Raw genomic sequence first — 13,550 nt, forward strand, 5'->3', positions numbered from 1 at the left:
AAGAAGGTCGTGGTGATCGGCAGCGGCGCGACTGCCGTCACCCTGGTTCCCGCGATGGCCGAACAGGCCGAACTGGTCACCATGCTGCAGCGCTCGCCGACCTGGATCTCCGCCGTCCCCGGTCGCGACAAGCAGGCCGACAAGATTCGCGAACTGTTGCCACCGGGTCTGGCGCATCGGCTGATCCGGACCAAGAACATTCTGTTCAACGTCGGCTTCTACCAGTACTGCCGCCGCCGCCCGGAGGCCGCGCGCAAACTGCTCACCGGTCTGACCACGCGCATTCTGAAGGATCCGCAGCTGGTCGCCGAACATTTCACCCCCGAATACAACCCGTGGGATCAGCGGCTGTGCGCGGTACCCGACGCCGACTTCTTCAAGGCGATGCGCAAGGGTAAGGCCGAGGTGGTCACCGACCACATCGACAGTTTCGTGCCGGAAGGGATTCGGCTGCGGTCCGGGCGGGTGCTCCCGGCCGACATCGTGGTCTCGGCCACCGGTCTGAAATTGCTCGCCTTCGGCGGTATTTCGCTCGAGGTGGACGGCGAGGCGGTGAACCTGTCCGATCGCTTCGTCTGGCAGGGCACCATGCTGACCGGAGTCCCGAATTTCGCGGTCTGCATCGGCTACACCAACGCGTCGTGGACGCTGCGCGCCGATCTCACCTCCCGGCTGGTGTGCAAGGTCATCGCGCACATGGACCGCCGCGGTTACGACGCGGTGGCTCCGGAACCGCAGGGCGAACTGACCGAACACCCGTTGCTCGACCTGGCCTCCGGCTACATCCAGCGCTCCATCGGGGATTTCCCCCGCCAGGGCGATCGCCACCCGTGGAAGGTGCGGCAGAACTACCTGCTGGATTCGGCTACCACGCTGCGCACGAATCTGGACAAGACCCTGAAGCCGGTCCGGCGCTCGGCGGTGCTGACCAACGCTTGACCGCGATCCGCGGCACCCACATCGGCCGGCACCCCTGCCCGGACGTGACGTCTGATTTCCGCCGGTATTCGAGTCGTGGCTCCGGCAGATTGGGGAGCGTACGGATCGAACAAGGATGGGAGCAGCGATGACGGTCTACACCACGATCACGAGTCCGCTCGGCGAGCTGACACTCGTCGGCGAGGCGCGGGCGACCGGGACCGCCTTGCGGGCGGTATCGATCACGGGCGGGAAATCCGTTGCGGTGCAGCCGGATTGGGTAGCCGACCGCGCGGCCTTCGCGACGGTGATCGAGCAACTCGACGAGTACTTCCGGGGCACCCGCACGCATTTCGAACTCGAGTACGCGGTCGAGGGGAGTGAGTTCCGGCGGCGGGTCTGGCAGGCACTCGACGACATCCCGTACGGACGCACCGCGACCTACGGCGAGCTCGCGGCCCGGATCGGCGCGCCCCGGGCCGCGCTGCGCGCCGTCGGCGCCGCGATCGGCGCGAATCCGGTCCTGATCGTGCGGCCGTGCCATCGCGTCATCGGTGCCGACGGCCGGTTGACCGGCTATGCCGGGGGTCTGGAGCGCAAGCGTCGGCTGCTGGAGCTCGAACATGCGGCCTGAGGGCGCCGCCTCGGTCGTCGACCGAACAGGTGCTGCCGGAGCCCCTTTCGTCGACCGGGTGGGCGGGCAGGACTGGCCGGCCCTGGCCGACGAACTGGACGCGCACGGCTGCGCGCTGACCGGCCCGCTGCTGACCGCGGACGAATGTCGTTCGGTCGCCGACCTCTACGACGACGAGGGGCGGTTCCGGTCGACGATCGACATGGCCCGGCACCGCTTCGGCTCGGGCGAATATCGGTACTTCACCCACGACCTGCCGCCGATCGTCGCCGGCCTGCGGCACGCGCTCTACCCGCACCTGCTCGTCATCGCCCGGGTGTGGGCCGAGCGGCTGGGCCGGCCCGGCTCCTGGCCGGACCGTCTCGACGACTGGATCGCGAGCTGCCATCGTGCCGGGCAGACCCGCTCGGCCCAGATCCTGTTGCGCTACGGCCCCGGCGACTGGAACGCTCTGCATCGAGACCTGTTCGGCGACATGATCTTTCCGTTGCAGGTCGTGGTGGGTCTGGACAGGCCCGGAAGCGATTACACCGGTGGCGAATTTCTCCTCGTCGAACAGCGCCCACGGGCGCAATCGCGCGGTACCGCGGTCGCCGTGCCGCAGGGCCACGGACTGATCTTCACCACCCGTGAGCGGCCGGTCCGATCCGCGCGCGGCTGGTCCGCCGCGCCGATGCGACACGGCGTAAGCGTGGTGCGCGGCGGGCGCCGGCGCACCCTCGGTCTCGTCTTCCACGAGGCGTGAATCCGGTGGCGCGGCGGTATCTGCTGCTCGGGCCGGACGGCCGGCCGTACCGCAGCGTCGCGCCCGGCACGCTGGGCGGCCACCGCCGCCAACGCATCTACGGCCGGTTGGACTGCCCGGCGGCGCTGCGCGCGCTCGAACGCGGCCACTACGCCCGGTACCGGGTCTTCTTCGCCGATGAACCGACCGCGGTGGCGGCCGGTTATCGCCCCTGCGCGCGCTGCCTGCCTGCGGCGTACCGGCGATGGAAAGACAGCGCTTCGGGGCCACACCGCGCCGAGGCCGGACCGGGGACGGGCTCAGCGACTGCGCTGTCGCCACCGGATGGGCGGGCGCTGCGGGCCGATGTGCCGGTGCACCAGCTGCAGTGTGGCCAGCAGGACCAGCGAGAACCCGGTGGACAGGTAGTCACCGGTCGCGGCCCCGAGGATCGCGAGGCCGCCGAAGACCGGCACTTCCAGCCAGGAGCACCAGGCCAGTAGTCGGAGCCGGGAGGCATGCGAATCCAGCCAGGCCAGGCCGTCGTCGACGATATCGGCGGCCGTGTCGAACTCGACCAGTCCGTCGCCGACCTGAACGAACCGATGCACCGCCTGCTCCCGGCTGATTCGCCCGAGCCAGGCCTCATCGATGAGCCGCTTACCTTCGACCGCAACTTCCGTGACGACCGCGTCCATTGTGCGCCGATCCCTTTCCGGTTGGTCCCGCAAATTGTATGCGCCGTCACGACCGGCACGTCGTAATCGCCGCCCGCCGATTCGTTCCGGTGTGCGCGGCCCGGTCGCGGCGGCGGGGTCGGCCCCGCTCGCATCCGGTTCGGACATCCGGTCGGCGGCGACGCGCTGCGGTGCCCGCGTGGGGTGCGTGCGGACGGTACTCGCCCGTAAGGCGCTGCCGCCGAACCGTATTCGGCGCCGCCGGGAATACCGCACCGCGGTGCGCGGTTGTGCCGAATAAGGTTTGGAAAGCCTTGCTGTGCAATGGTTTACCTAAATTCGGACAGGCTTTCTTTGCTGGCGGGAAATGTCGGGCGGCGTTATTTTCGGTGGGTGCGAGCAGATATGACGACAATAGAGGGTGCGACCCGTTCGGAGAATCACGGGGCCGGTTTGTCGGTCCGCTCGAATTGGTTGCGCGCCGGGGTGCTGGGAGCGAACGACGGAATCGTTTCCGTCGCAGGGATAGTCGTCGGTGTGGCGGCCGCCACGACGTCGACCGCCGCGATCATGACCGCCGGGGTGGCGGGCCTGGCGGCGGGCGCGGTGTCGATGGCGCTCGGCGAATACGTCTCGGTCAGTACTCAGCGCGACAGCGAGCGGGCGGTCCTGGCGATCGAGCGGCGGGAATTGGCGGACGATCCGGACGGCGAACTCGCCGAGCTGGCCGCTATCTACGAGGCCAAGGGCCTGTCACGGGAGACCGCCCGCAAGGCGGCCGAGGAGCTGACCGCCCGCGACGCCTTCGCCGCGCACGCCGAGGCCGAATTGGGGATCGATCCGACGGAATTGACCAATCCCTGGCATGCCGCGGTGTCCTCGGCGGCATCGTTCACCCTCGGCGCGCTGTTGCCGCTGCTGGCCATGCTGGTGCCCGCGGCGATCCGGATTCCGGTGACCGCGCTGGCGGTGCTGGTCGCACTGGCCGCCACCGGTGCGATCGGGGCTCATCTCGGCCAAGCACCGGTGCGGCGTGCGACGATTCGCGTGCTCGCGGGTGGGGCGCTCGCGATGGCCGCAACCTACCTGGTCGGCCATCTGGTCGGTATCGCGGTCTGACCGGGCGAATTCAGCGGTTCCCGAATCGGTTTCCGACGCGCAGGCGGTCCATGACCGCGCGCACCTTGGCCTGCCGGTGCGGATCGCCGATCCGGAACTCGACGTGCACAACGGGATGGGATGCGTCGTTCAGCGCCACGGTTTCGCGGGCCGTGGAGTGAGCAGCGCGGGGTGAAGCGGTCATATCTCCCAGTGTGCACCCGCGGCTATTTTCTGGCAATGTGTTCTGCCGCTCTACGCGGTTCGAAACCATATCGAAATGCTAGGCGATGCAGTCGCTTACACCGCCGGATCACCGCCGCTCAACGAGGGGAGCCCACGAGCTCGCGTTTGCGGGCCTCTCGGGCCAACGCCCGATCGCGTTGTTCTTCGAAACGCGAACAATCGGTTCGCAGTTTTTCGAGGAATTCGCCGAGGGTGTTGCGCGCGCGGTCGCCGCGAGCGGTGAAGTCGTTGCGATCGAACACATTCCACTTGCGCAACACGGGCAACACCACTTCGTCGAGGTGCTGGCGAAGATCGTAGATCCCGTGTTTGGCCATCAACACTCCGTTGCGCCGCCAGTCCGGCATTCCGGCGCCCGGCATCCGAAAGTTGCACACGATGTCGGTGATCGCCTCGAGCGCCTGATCCGGAACCAGATCCAGTGCCGCGCCACACATATTGCGATAGAAGATCATGTGCAGGTTCTCGTCCGCCGAGATGCGGGCGAGCATGCGGTCGGCGACGGGGTCGTCGCAGACCTTGCCGGTGTTGCGGTGCGAGACCCGGGTCGCCAGCTCCTGAAAGGTCACATAGGCGACCGAGTGCAGGAATCCGGTGTCGGCGAGCTCGACCAGATCCGCCTTCGCGCTCTCGCGGACGAGTTTCATCGCGTTGTAGCCGTTGGTCATATGGACCATCCGCGCCCGTTCCAGGGCCACCGGGTCGACCGCGCGGGTCACCACCAGATAGTCGCGGATGACGATGCCGTGCCGGTTCTCCTCGGCGGTCCACCGGCCGACCCAGGTGCCCCAGGCGCCGTCGGTCGAGAAGTTCTCGGCGATTTCGCGGTGGTAGGACGGCAGATTGTCCTCGGTGAGCAGATTGGTGACCATGGCGGCTCGGGCCACCTCGCTCAGCCGGGACTGCCCGGGATCCCAGTCGGTTCCGCCGAGGGCGGCGAAATTACGTCCGGCGTCCCACGGGACGTAGTCGTGCGGGTGCCATGTCTTGGCCATCGAGAGATGGCGGTTCACGTTGCTCTCGGCGACGGGTTCGAGCTCGAGCAGCAACTCGAGCTGGGTGAGATTCCTGACCAACGGTGGTGCCCTTCCTCGTTGTGGATCGCGGTGCGACGCTGCGGGAAGAAACCGGTACAGTGCATGAACGACCGGGTTGCCGGGTGGCACTCAGGGCGATGCCGGTCGAGTTCGCCTCGCTAATGTAGCTGCTCCACCGCCACCGTTGTCGCTCCAGCTTGTATTCGCCGCAGTGTTGCCCCTGTTCCGCAGTGTTGCCAGCCGAAAGTGAGCCGAGAATGACGGTCCCCAGCCGTATGCGCTATCGCGACGTCGTCGTCACCAGCCTCGCCGCGACCACATCCATCGCCGGTGATGTCGACTCCACCTGGAAGGGCCTGCTGAACGGTGAGAGCGGAATCGACGTGCTCGACGACGGATTCATCGAGCAGTTCGAGCTCCCGGTCCGGATCGGCGGCCATCTGAAGGTTCCGCCCGCCACCGCGCTGAGCCGCGACGAAACCCGCCGGCTGTCCTACGTCGAACAGATGGCCCTGGTTCTCGGGCGCGAGGTGTGGCGCAACGCCGGTACCCCGGAGGTCGATCCGGAGCGTCTCGGTGTCTCCATCGGTACCGGGCTCGGTGGCGCGGAGGCGCTGATCGACGTCAAGGACAAGATGGCCAACGGCGGCTATCGCCGGGTCAGCCCGCTCGCCGTACAGATGATCATGCCCAACGGCGCGGCCGCCGTGGTCGGGCTGGAACTGGGCGCCAAAGCCGGTATCGCCACGCCGGTTTCGGCGTGCTCCTCCGGTTCGGAGGCCATCGCCAACGCCTGGAAGATGATCGTGATGGGCGATGCCGACGTGGTCGTCACCGGTGGGGTGGAGGGATCGATCCAGGCCGTGCCGATCGCGGCGTTCACGATGATGCGGGCGATGAGCACCCGCAACGACGACCCCAAGCGCGCGTCCCGGCCGTTCGATACCGATCGCGACGGCTTCGTCTTCGGCGAGGCCGGGGCGATGATGGTGCTCGAGAGCGAGGAACACGCCCGGGCGCGCGGCGCCACGATCCATGCCCGGCTGCTGGGCGCGGGCGTCACGTCCGACGGATTCCACCTGGTGGCTCCGGATCCGGACGGTAAGGGTGCGGCCCGGGCGATCACCCGCGCGCTGCAGACCGCCGGTCTCTCGAAAAGCGATGTGACGCATGTGAATGCGCACGCCACGGCCACCCCGATCGGCGACACCGCGGAGGCCCGAGCCATCGCGGCAGCGGTGGGCAACCACGCCTCGGTCTACGCGCCGAAATCGGCGCTCGGACATTCCATCGGCGCCGTCGGGGCGCTGGAATCGGTGCTGACGGTGCTGTCGATCCGCGACAGCGTCGTACCACCGACGCTGAACCTGGACAACCAGGACCCGGAGGTCGACCTCGACATCGTCAAGGGGCAGGCGCGGGCCGGACGGATCGACTACGCGGTCAACAATTCCTTCGGCTTCGGCGGCCACAACGTGTCGCTGAGCTTCGGACGCTACTGAGCTCCACCGCCGAAGTCCCCTGCGGTCCCGGGCTTCGGCGTCGATCGGGTATTCGGTGTCATCGCACGATTCGGTCGTGCGTGAAAAAGGATAGGGAATGATCGGCGAGACCTTCGATGACTATCTGGACGAACACGGCAATATCAAGATCCTGGGCAATGCGACCCTGATCGATTTCGTCGACAAGCACAGTGCGGCCAACGGCGACGAACTGGCCTACCGCTTCATCGACTATTCGCGCGAGCGCGACGGCGAGTATCACGAGCTCACCTGGCGGCAGTTCGGCATCCGATTGCGGGCGGTGGCGGCGAGGTTGCAGCAGGTCACCGCGCCCCGCGATCGGGTGGCCGTGCTGGCGCCGCAGGGCCTCGACTACGTCGTCGCGCTGTTCGCGGCGGTATACGCGGGCAATATCGCCGTGCCGCTGTTCGATCCGGACGAACCCGGCCATACCGACCGGCTGCATGCGGTACTCGGTGACTGCCGGCCCACCGCCATCCTGACCTCCAGCGCCGCGGCGGCGGGCGTGCGGGAATTCTTCCGCGCGATGCCGCCGGGGCAGCGGCCGCGCATCATCGCCGTCGACGCGATTCCGGACAGCGTCGGCGCGAGCTGGACCGCACCGGACATCACGGTCGACAGCGTGGCCTACCTGCAGTACACGTCGGGTTCGACCCGGATTCCGGCCGGGGTGGAGATCACCCATCGCTCGGTGGGCACCAATCTGCTGCAGATGATCGACGCCTTGGGAATCGACGAAACCGCGCGCGGGGTCACCTGGTTGCCGCTGTTCCACGATATGGGTCTGTTGTGTGTGATCCTGCCGGCGATCGGCGGCAAATTCATCACCATCATGTCGCCGAGCGCGTTCGTCCGCCGGCCCTATCGCTGGATCAAGGAGTTGGCGGCCGCCTCGGACGGGGCCGCGACCTATGCTGCCGCACCGAACTTCGCCTTCGAGCACGCCGCGGTCCGCGGCCGGCCGAAGCCGGGTGAACACCTGGACCTGTCGAATGTGATCGGACTGATCAACGGCAGCGAACCGGTGTCGGTGGCGTCGATGGCGAAATTCAACGATGCCTTCATGCCCTACGGCCTACCCAAGACCGCGATCAAACCCTGCTACGGCATGGCCGAGGCCACCCTGTTCGTATCGGCTACCCGGCGCGAGGATGCCGCCAAGGTGATCTACGCCGACCGCTCCCGGCTCAATGCCGGCGAGCTGGTCGAGGTGAATCCGGACGCGGAAAACGCGCTGGCGCAGGTGTCGTGCGGATATGTCGCACGTTCACAGTGGGCCGTGATCGTCGACGCCGACGGCGCCGAACTGCCCGACGGCCGGGTCGGGGAGATCTGGCTGCACGGGGAGAACATGGGTATCGGCTACTGGGGGCGTCCCGAGGAGACCGAGAAGACCTTCCGCAACCGTCTCACGTCTCGACAGGCGGTCGGCAGCCATGCGGAAGGCGCAGCGCCACAGGCCTATTGGATGCGGACCGGCGATTACGGGGTGTACCACGACGGTGAGCTCTACATCACCGGGCGGGTCAAGGATCTGGTGATCGTCGACGGCCGCAACCACTATCCGCAGGATCTGGAGATGTCGGCGCAGGAGGCGTCCTCGGCACTGCGTCCGGGGTTCGTGGCCGCCTTCGCGGTGCGCGGTGACGAGCTGCCCGAGGCGGCCGCGACGGATTCCGAACATCTGGTGATCGTGGCCGAACGAGGAAGCGGCGCAGCAAAACTCGACCCGGCGCCGGTGATCGAGGCGGTGCGCGCGGCGATCTCGGCCCGGCACGGCGTGACGGTCCGCGAGCTGCTGCTGGTCCCGGCCGGTTCGATACCGCGCACGTCGAGCGGCAAGATCGCCCGCCGCGCCTGTAAGGCCGCTTACGTGGCGGGGACGTTGCGCGGTGGTCACCGCCAGCGGGCCTTTCCGGATGCCGCCGAGGATTAGGTGAGGCAAAGCTGCTGCGTCCCTTGGGATGTCCTCGGGGCATCCGGTTGTCCGGTACTTGTCCGTCGGCGGGAGCCGGGGATGGAGTTACTGTGTAGCTACATCAACATGTAGACCGGATATGGGGCATGTCATGGAGTTGTCTCACGATAATCTCATTGTGGTGATGGCACATTCGGCGCCGACCAGGCCGTTGACGGTCGATCGCGCACATCAGGTGATGCAGCTGCATTCCGATTGCTCGACCGAATGCTGCGGGATCAAACAGGCGGCCTTCGACGCCTTGGTAACCGCCGGGCATATCGTGCCCGACAGCTGCCGCCGCCGGTGGTGACGGCAGCCGGTCGGTGTCGAATCTGCCGGTGATTCAGAGTCGTTCGAGAATCGTGGCGTTCGCGAGGCCGCCGGCCTCGCACATCGTCATCAGTCCGTAGCGGCCACCGCTCTGTTCCAAGTGGTTGACCATGGTGGCCAGGATGCGGATGCCGGAGGCGCCCAACGGGTGCCCGAGGGCGATGGCGCCGCCGCGGGGGTTGAGCTTGTCCGGATCGGCGCCGAGTTCGTGGGCCCACACCAGCGGAACCGGGGCGAAGGCCTCGTTCACCTCGTAGGCGTCGATATCGTCGATCGACAACCCGCCGCGGGCCAGCACCTTCCGCGTCGCGGGGACCACCGCGGTCAGCATGAGCAGCGGATCGTCACCGGTGACCGCGAAGGAATGGAACCGTGCCCGCGGCCGCAGGCCGAGTGCGCTCGCCTTCTCCTCGCTCATGATCAGCGCCGCCGAGGCGCCGTCGGTGAGCGGCGAGGAGTTGCCGGGAGTGATCGACCATTCGATCTCGGGGAAGCGGGTGCGATACCGCTCGTCGGCGAAGGCGGGACGCAGGCCCGCCAGACCTTCCACGGTGGTGGACGGTCGGATGGTCTCGTCGGCGGTGAGGTTACCGGCGGCGACGAGTTCCCGGTCGAAGCCGCCCGCGGCCGCGGTGTCGGCGGCCAGGCGGTGTGAGCGAGCGGCGAATTCGTCCAGGACGCCGCGCTCGAGCTTCCATCGAGCCGCGATCACCTCGGCCGAAATACCCTGTTGGACAAGACCTTCCGGGTACCGATGGGCAATCGGTCCCCGATTGGCGTCGGCGCCCTGGCCGCTGGAGAACATCGGCACCCGCGACATCGATTCGACGCCGCAGGCGATCGCGATGTCGTAGGCGCCCGCCAGCACACCCTGGGCGGCGAAATGCGCCGCCTGTTGACTCGAACCGCATTGCCGGTCGACGGTCGTCGCGGGAACCGATTCCGGGAATCCGGCCGCCAGCACCGCGGTGCGGGCGATGTTGAACGCCTGTTCTCCACTTTGGGTGACGCATCCGGCGATCACATCGTCGACCAGGGCGGGGTCGAGGTCGTTGCGGGCGACGAGGTCGGCGAGCACGCCGGCCAGCAGGGTGGCCGGATGGACATGCGACAGGCCGCCGCCGCTTTTTCCCTTACCGGACGGGGTCCGGACCACATCGACGACGACAGCCGCGGGCATAGCCACTCCGATCGATCAAAGTTACTCTGGCTTCTCATTTAAGTTAACACTCATTCGCTTCGTTTTCGACAGTGGCCCCGGTCGTCGCGGAGTCCGGGACGCCGTTGCGTGGAGGTTCGGGCCGGTCGTCGGCATGCTGTGACGTCGCCGGATGTGGCAGACTCGGCACGGCACGATGCGGCCGGTCCACGACCGTGTGTGGAAGGTGATGCGGGAGTTGGGATGGCGAGTGCGCTGAGCACGATCGAACAGCAGGTGGCCGACCACAGACGGGCCGCCGCGCAGGAGCGGACCGCCGAGGCCGAACTGCGCCTGGCGACCTCCCTGTGTGACCTGGCCAGGGCGTGCCTGGACACCAAGGCCGAAGGCGCGGATCGGGATCGGGCGCCGGCCGCCCTGGAGCCCGCGCAGGAGGCGGCGCTGATCCGCCTGCGCTGGCTCACCGCGGGGCATGTGACCGCCCAATTCGCCGGGCAGGTGACCGAGGCGCTGCGACTGTTCGAGCAGGCGGCCCGCACGATCGGGCATCGGGAACTGGCCACCGCGACGATCCGGCAGGCCTGCGACGCGTACCACCAAGTGGCGCAGAATTATCCGTTGGCGGCCGGCGTATGTGCCGACGGGCTGTCCAAATGCGGGGTGTGGCTGTGCCGACTGGATCCGGAGTCGGCGGTGGCCGCCAGTGCGGAGGCGGTACGGATTCGCGCGGGCCTGTTCGCCGCCAACCCGGATCAGGCCGGACGCTATCTGGCCAGCCTCAACATGTTGTTGCGCACGTTGATGATCGGCCGCTCCCGCAAGCAGGCCCTGGCGATGTACCGGGAACGGTATTCGGCCTGGACCACTCCCGCGATGACCACGCGACTGCGCGAAACGCCGATCGACGAGCTCGAGTTCACCAGCAAAACCCATGCGGCCCTGGTGAAATTGGAGTGTTCGACGCTGGAGCGAGCGGGCTATCTGACTCAGCAACAGATCCTGTATCAAACCTCCGGTGATCTGACCACGATCGAGGAGATCAACTGGAAGCTCGGTCTGGTCGGGCTCAAACCACTGGCGGCGGGCGCGCTGGCCGATCCGCCGTCCAAGCCGATGGAGATCGCTACCTCCTACGGCGCCCTGGCGGTGCGGTGCGCGTCGGCGGACGCGGTGAGCCGGGTCCGCGCCGCGGTGATCGAGGCCTACGCCGCCGACGGCGCCCGTCCGGTGGACAGTTCCGCCTTCGCCGGTGTCGGTGAAAGTCACTGGCACGTACCGGATCCCGTGCTGAATGCGGACCCCCGGCTCGGCGACGACGTGGTACTGATCCAGCGTGGCGGTGGCAGCTGGGTGTCGGTGATGAGCCTGTTCTGGGAGCTCACCCCGACCGGCCGGAACCCGCTGGCGCTGCGGCTGTCCCGGCAGTGGCCGGTGATCGCGGTGAATACCGTCGAGAACCTGGCCTACGAATTGTGCTGGTACGCCGGCGGCGCCGCGGAACAGTACGCGGCGCTGGGCCGCCCCGCCGGGCAGGTTCCGCTCGAAAAGCCTTTGGCGCCTTTGGATTTCGCTGTCCTCGCCGACTACGGCGCCGACTACGCATCGGAAACTCAGGTGCGAGCGGCATTCGGCAACTCCGGCATGTTCGCCAAGCTGACCAACCTGCCCGCCAGCGGCATCCGGCAAGCCGCGCAGGCTCGGGCGCTGGCCGATTACGGAGATCAGATCCTGTTCTTCCGCAAGAACATCGAAGCGAACGGCTGAGTCCGATCCGATGGTGTCGGCGGGTGCCGCTACCGTCGACCTCATGAAGCTTTCGGTGGGATGCGCGCAGTGGACGCACGACGCCTGGCGCGCGCAGCAACCCGATGCCTCGCGCCGGTTGGCGGCCTACGCCGAACACTGCACGGCGGTGGAGGGAAACACCACCTTCTACGCGACACCCAGCGCGACGACGGTGCAGTCGTGGGCGCGGCAGACCCCCGAGGACTTCCGCTTCGTGCTGAAGCTGCCGAAAACGGTGACCCACGAACGACGGATGCGCGGCGCCGAGGCGGAACTGGCCGCCTTCCTGTCCGCGATCGAACCGCTGGGGCCGCGGATCCACGCGCTGTGGGTGCAGCTACCGGCCTCGTTCGGGCCGAACGATCTGGGTGTGCTGGCCGGATTGCTGCATCGGTTGCCGGAGCGGTACCGGTATGCGGTCGAGGTCCGGCATCGAGCCTTCTTCGCTGACCAGGAGGTGGCGAGCCGGCTGGAGTACGTGCTGGAACGCAGTCGTGCCGAATGGATTCCGTTCGACACCACGACGCTGTTCGCGGCGCCGCCGAGCAGTCCGGCGGAGGCGGAGGCGCAGTCGAAGAAGCCGCGGCTGCCGCGGCGGATGCGCGCCCTGACCGATCATCCGATCGTGCGCTATCACGGCCGCGACGACCTCGAGGCCACGGTGGCCGGTTGGCAGCCGTGGTGCGAGACGGTCGTCGAGTGGTTGCGAGAAGGACGCTCGCCGACGGTCTTCGTGCACACCCCGGACAACGCGGCGTCACTGCAACTGGCCCGGCGGTTCTATACGGACGTCCGATCCCGCTGCGCGGAATTGCCCGCCCTCCCGGAACCGGTCCCGACGGCGCCGATGACCCTGTTCTGAGCGGAATCAACGATCGCCCGAGGGCGTCTGTATAGTTGGCGCGGGCAACTATTCGTACGCGCTGAGCAAGTCTGCGGATCTGGGAAAAGGGGACACCCGATGACCGCTGCCGGCCTCGACCGCACCGTCACAGCGCTCGACGACGCCGATCGCCTCGGCGCCCAGCTGATCCGCTTCGTGCGCGCGGTCAATCGCGCCAAAACGCAGTTGGCCAAGGTGGGCCCGGACGGACTGGAGAAGCTCGCCTACGCCATGCTGTTCTGCCTGGTGCACGACGGACCGCAGCGCACCGGGAAATTGGCGGATCAATTGCACGCCGAAATTTCCACCATCAGCAGGCAAACCAGATATCTCGTAGCGCACGGCCTGGTCGAACGCCGGGCCGATCCGATCGACGGCCGAGCGTGTGTGCTCGCGGCGACCGACGAGGGCGTGCGTGTCCTCGCCGAGAATCGCCGCCTGCGCAATCACTGGCTGGCCGAGGTGACGGCCGATTGGCCCGCCGCGGACAGATCCACGCTGATCGCACTGCTCGACCGGCTCAACTGCGGTATCGAATCAACCCCACCATCGACGGCCGAACCGAATCAGGGCTAG

The 13,550-nt window shown here is 67.6% G+C and carries 14 protein-coding genes and 1 pseudogene; 11 read left to right on the forward strand and 4 right to left on the reverse strand.

The window, feature by feature from the left end:
• From ON37_RS27505 to ON37_RS34360, 4 genes and pseudogenes are all read left to right on the forward strand, one after another.
• On the forward strand, positions 1–939 hold a 939-nt coding region (locus tag ON37_RS27505), incomplete at its 5' end, for a flavin-containing monooxygenase (protein WP_040723623.1).
• 127 nt (positions 940–1,066) lie between these two features.
• Entirely contained in the window at positions 1,067–1,552 is a 486-nt protein-coding gene (locus tag ON37_RS27510) for a methylated-DNA--[protein]-cysteine S-methyltransferase (protein ID WP_040723625.1), read from the forward strand.
• Positions 1,542–2,297 carry a 2OG-Fe(II) oxygenase gene (locus tag ON37_RS27515; RefSeq protein ID WP_083893329.1) on the forward strand — a complete coding sequence of 252 codons (756 nt, stop codon included), beginning with the start codon at positions 1,542–1,544 and terminating at the stop codon, positions 2,295–2,297. Before ON37_RS27510 ends, ON37_RS27515 begins: the two co-directional genes overlap by 11 nt.
• 5 nt (positions 2,298–2,302) lie before the next feature.
• Positions 2,303–2,554, forward strand: a pseudogene (locus ON37_RS34360) (Ada metal-binding domain-containing protein); the annotation flags it as partial.
• A 42-nt stretch (positions 2,555–2,596) separates the two neighbouring features.
• Here the strand turns inward: ON37_RS34360 and ON37_RS34365 are convergent.
• Positions 2,597–2,974 carry a hypothetical protein gene (locus ON37_RS34365; RefSeq protein ID WP_040723628.1) on the reverse strand — a complete coding sequence of 126 codons (378 nt, stop codon included), beginning with the start codon at positions 2,972–2,974 and terminating at the stop codon, positions 2,597–2,599.
• A 384-nt stretch (positions 2,975–3,358) separates the two neighbouring features.
• Between ON37_RS34365 and ON37_RS27530 the strand changes: the two genes are divergently transcribed.
• The gene (locus ON37_RS27530; RefSeq protein WP_040723632.1) at positions 3,359–4,072 is read left to right on the forward strand and encodes a VIT1/CCC1 transporter family protein; all 714 of its coding nucleotides are present in this window, start codon (positions 3,359–3,361) and stop codon (positions 4,070–4,072) included.
• 10 nt (positions 4,073–4,082) lie between these two features.
• Here ON37_RS27530 and ON37_RS33210 read toward each other — a convergent pair whose 3' ends face one another.
• Together ON37_RS33210 and ON37_RS27535 are read right to left on the reverse strand one after the other, a co-directional pair.
• On the reverse strand, positions 4,083–4,256 hold the full coding sequence (locus ON37_RS33210) for a hypothetical protein (protein ID WP_157171623.1): 174 nt from the start codon (positions 4,254–4,256) through the stop codon (positions 4,083–4,085).
• Positions 4,257–4,374: 118 nt separating this feature from the next.
• Positions 4,375–5,373 (reverse strand): acyl-ACP desaturase, encoded by a 999-nt coding sequence (locus tag ON37_RS27535; protein WP_040723633.1) that lies wholly within the window; start codon positions 5,371–5,373, stop codon positions 4,375–4,377.
• Positions 5,374–5,591: 218 nt separating this feature from the next.
• On the opposite strand from ON37_RS27535, the gene ON37_RS27540 reads away from it, so the two are divergent.
• The 3 genes from ON37_RS27540 (at position 5,592) to ON37_RS27550 (ending at position 9,127) form a co-directional block, all read left to right on the forward strand.
• On the forward strand, positions 5,592–6,836 hold the full coding sequence (locus ON37_RS27540; RefSeq protein WP_040723635.1) for a KasA/KasB family beta-ketoacyl-ACP synthase: 1,245 nt from the start codon (positions 5,592–5,594) through the stop codon (positions 6,834–6,836).
• 100 nt (positions 6,837–6,936) lie between these two features.
• On the forward strand, positions 6,937–8,793 hold the full coding sequence (gene fadD32 / locus ON37_RS27545) for a long-chain-fatty-acid--AMP ligase FadD32 (protein WP_085997410.1): 1,857 nt from the start codon (positions 6,937–6,939) through the stop codon (positions 8,791–8,793).
• 163 nt (positions 8,794–8,956) lie between these two features.
• On the forward strand, positions 8,957–9,127 hold the full coding sequence (locus tag ON37_RS27550) for a hypothetical protein (protein ID WP_157171624.1): 171 nt from the start codon (positions 8,957–8,959) through the stop codon (positions 9,125–9,127).
• A 33-nt stretch (positions 9,128–9,160) separates the two neighbouring features.
• Here the strand turns inward: ON37_RS27550 and ON37_RS27555 are convergent, their stop codons facing one another.
• On the reverse strand, positions 9,161–10,327 hold the full coding sequence (locus ON37_RS27555; protein ID WP_040723638.1) for a thiolase family protein: 1,167 nt from the start codon (positions 10,325–10,327) through the stop codon (positions 9,161–9,163).
• A gap of 222 nt (positions 10,328–10,549) precedes the next feature.
• Here ON37_RS27555 and ON37_RS27560 point away from each other — a divergent pair, with 222 nt between their 5' ends.
• The 3 genes from ON37_RS27560 (at position 10,550) to ON37_RS27570 (ending at position 13,550) form a co-directional block, all read left to right on the forward strand.
• Positions 10,550–12,070 carry a hypothetical protein gene (locus ON37_RS27560; RefSeq protein WP_040723640.1) on the forward strand — a complete coding sequence of 507 codons (1,521 nt, stop codon included), beginning with the start codon at positions 10,550–10,552 and terminating at the stop codon, positions 12,068–12,070.
• Between the two features lie 43 nt (positions 12,071–12,113).
• Positions 12,114–12,953 carry a DUF72 domain-containing protein gene (locus ON37_RS27565; RefSeq protein WP_040723654.1) on the forward strand — a complete coding sequence of 280 codons (840 nt, stop codon included), beginning with the start codon at positions 12,114–12,116 and terminating at the stop codon, positions 12,951–12,953.
• Between the two features lie 99 nt (positions 12,954–13,052).
• Positions 13,053–13,550, forward strand: coding sequence for a MarR family winged helix-turn-helix transcriptional regulator (locus ON37_RS27570; protein ID WP_040723641.1), 498 nt, complete (start codon positions 13,053–13,055; stop codon positions 13,548–13,550).

Source organism: Nocardia veterana NBRC 100344, from assembly GCF_000308855.1.
GTDB classification, from domain to species: domain Bacteria; phylum Actinomycetota; class Actinomycetes; order Mycobacteriales; family Mycobacteriaceae; genus Nocardia; species Nocardia veterana.

Coding starts and splice junctions, on each gene's coding strand:
- ON37_RS27510 (WP_040723625.1), top strand. CDS start 1,067: ATGACGGTCTACACCACGATCACGAGTCCGCTCGGCGAGCTGACACTC.
- ON37_RS27515 (WP_083893329.1), top strand. CDS start 1,542: ATGCGGCCTGAGGGCGCCGCCTCGGTCGTCGACCGAACAGGTGCTGCC.
- ON37_RS34365 (WP_040723628.1), bottom strand. CDS start 2,974: ATGGACGCGGTCGTCACGGAAGTTGCGGTCGAAGGTAAGCGGCTCATC.
- ON37_RS27530 (WP_040723632.1), top strand. CDS start 3,359: ATGACGACAATAGAGGGTGCGACCCGTTCGGAGAATCACGGGGCCGGT.
- ON37_RS33210 (WP_157171623.1), bottom strand. CDS start 4,256: ATGACCGCTTCACCCCGCGCTGCTCACTCCACGGCCCGCGAAACCGTG.
- ON37_RS27540 (WP_040723635.1), top strand. CDS start 5,592: ATGACGGTCCCCAGCCGTATGCGCTATCGCGACGTCGTCGTCACCAGC.
- ON37_RS27555 (WP_040723638.1), bottom strand. CDS start 10,327: ATGCCCGCGGCTGTCGTCGTCGATGTGGTCCGGACCCCGTCCGGTAAG.
- ON37_RS27560 (WP_040723640.1), top strand. CDS start 10,550: ATGGCGAGTGCGCTGAGCACGATCGAACAGCAGGTGGCCGACCACAGA.
- ON37_RS27565 (WP_040723654.1), top strand. CDS start 12,114: ATGAAGCTTTCGGTGGGATGCGCGCAGTGGACGCACGACGCCTGGCGC.
- ON37_RS27570 (WP_040723641.1), top strand. CDS start 13,053: ATGACCGCTGCCGGCCTCGACCGCACCGTCACAGCGCTCGACGACGCC.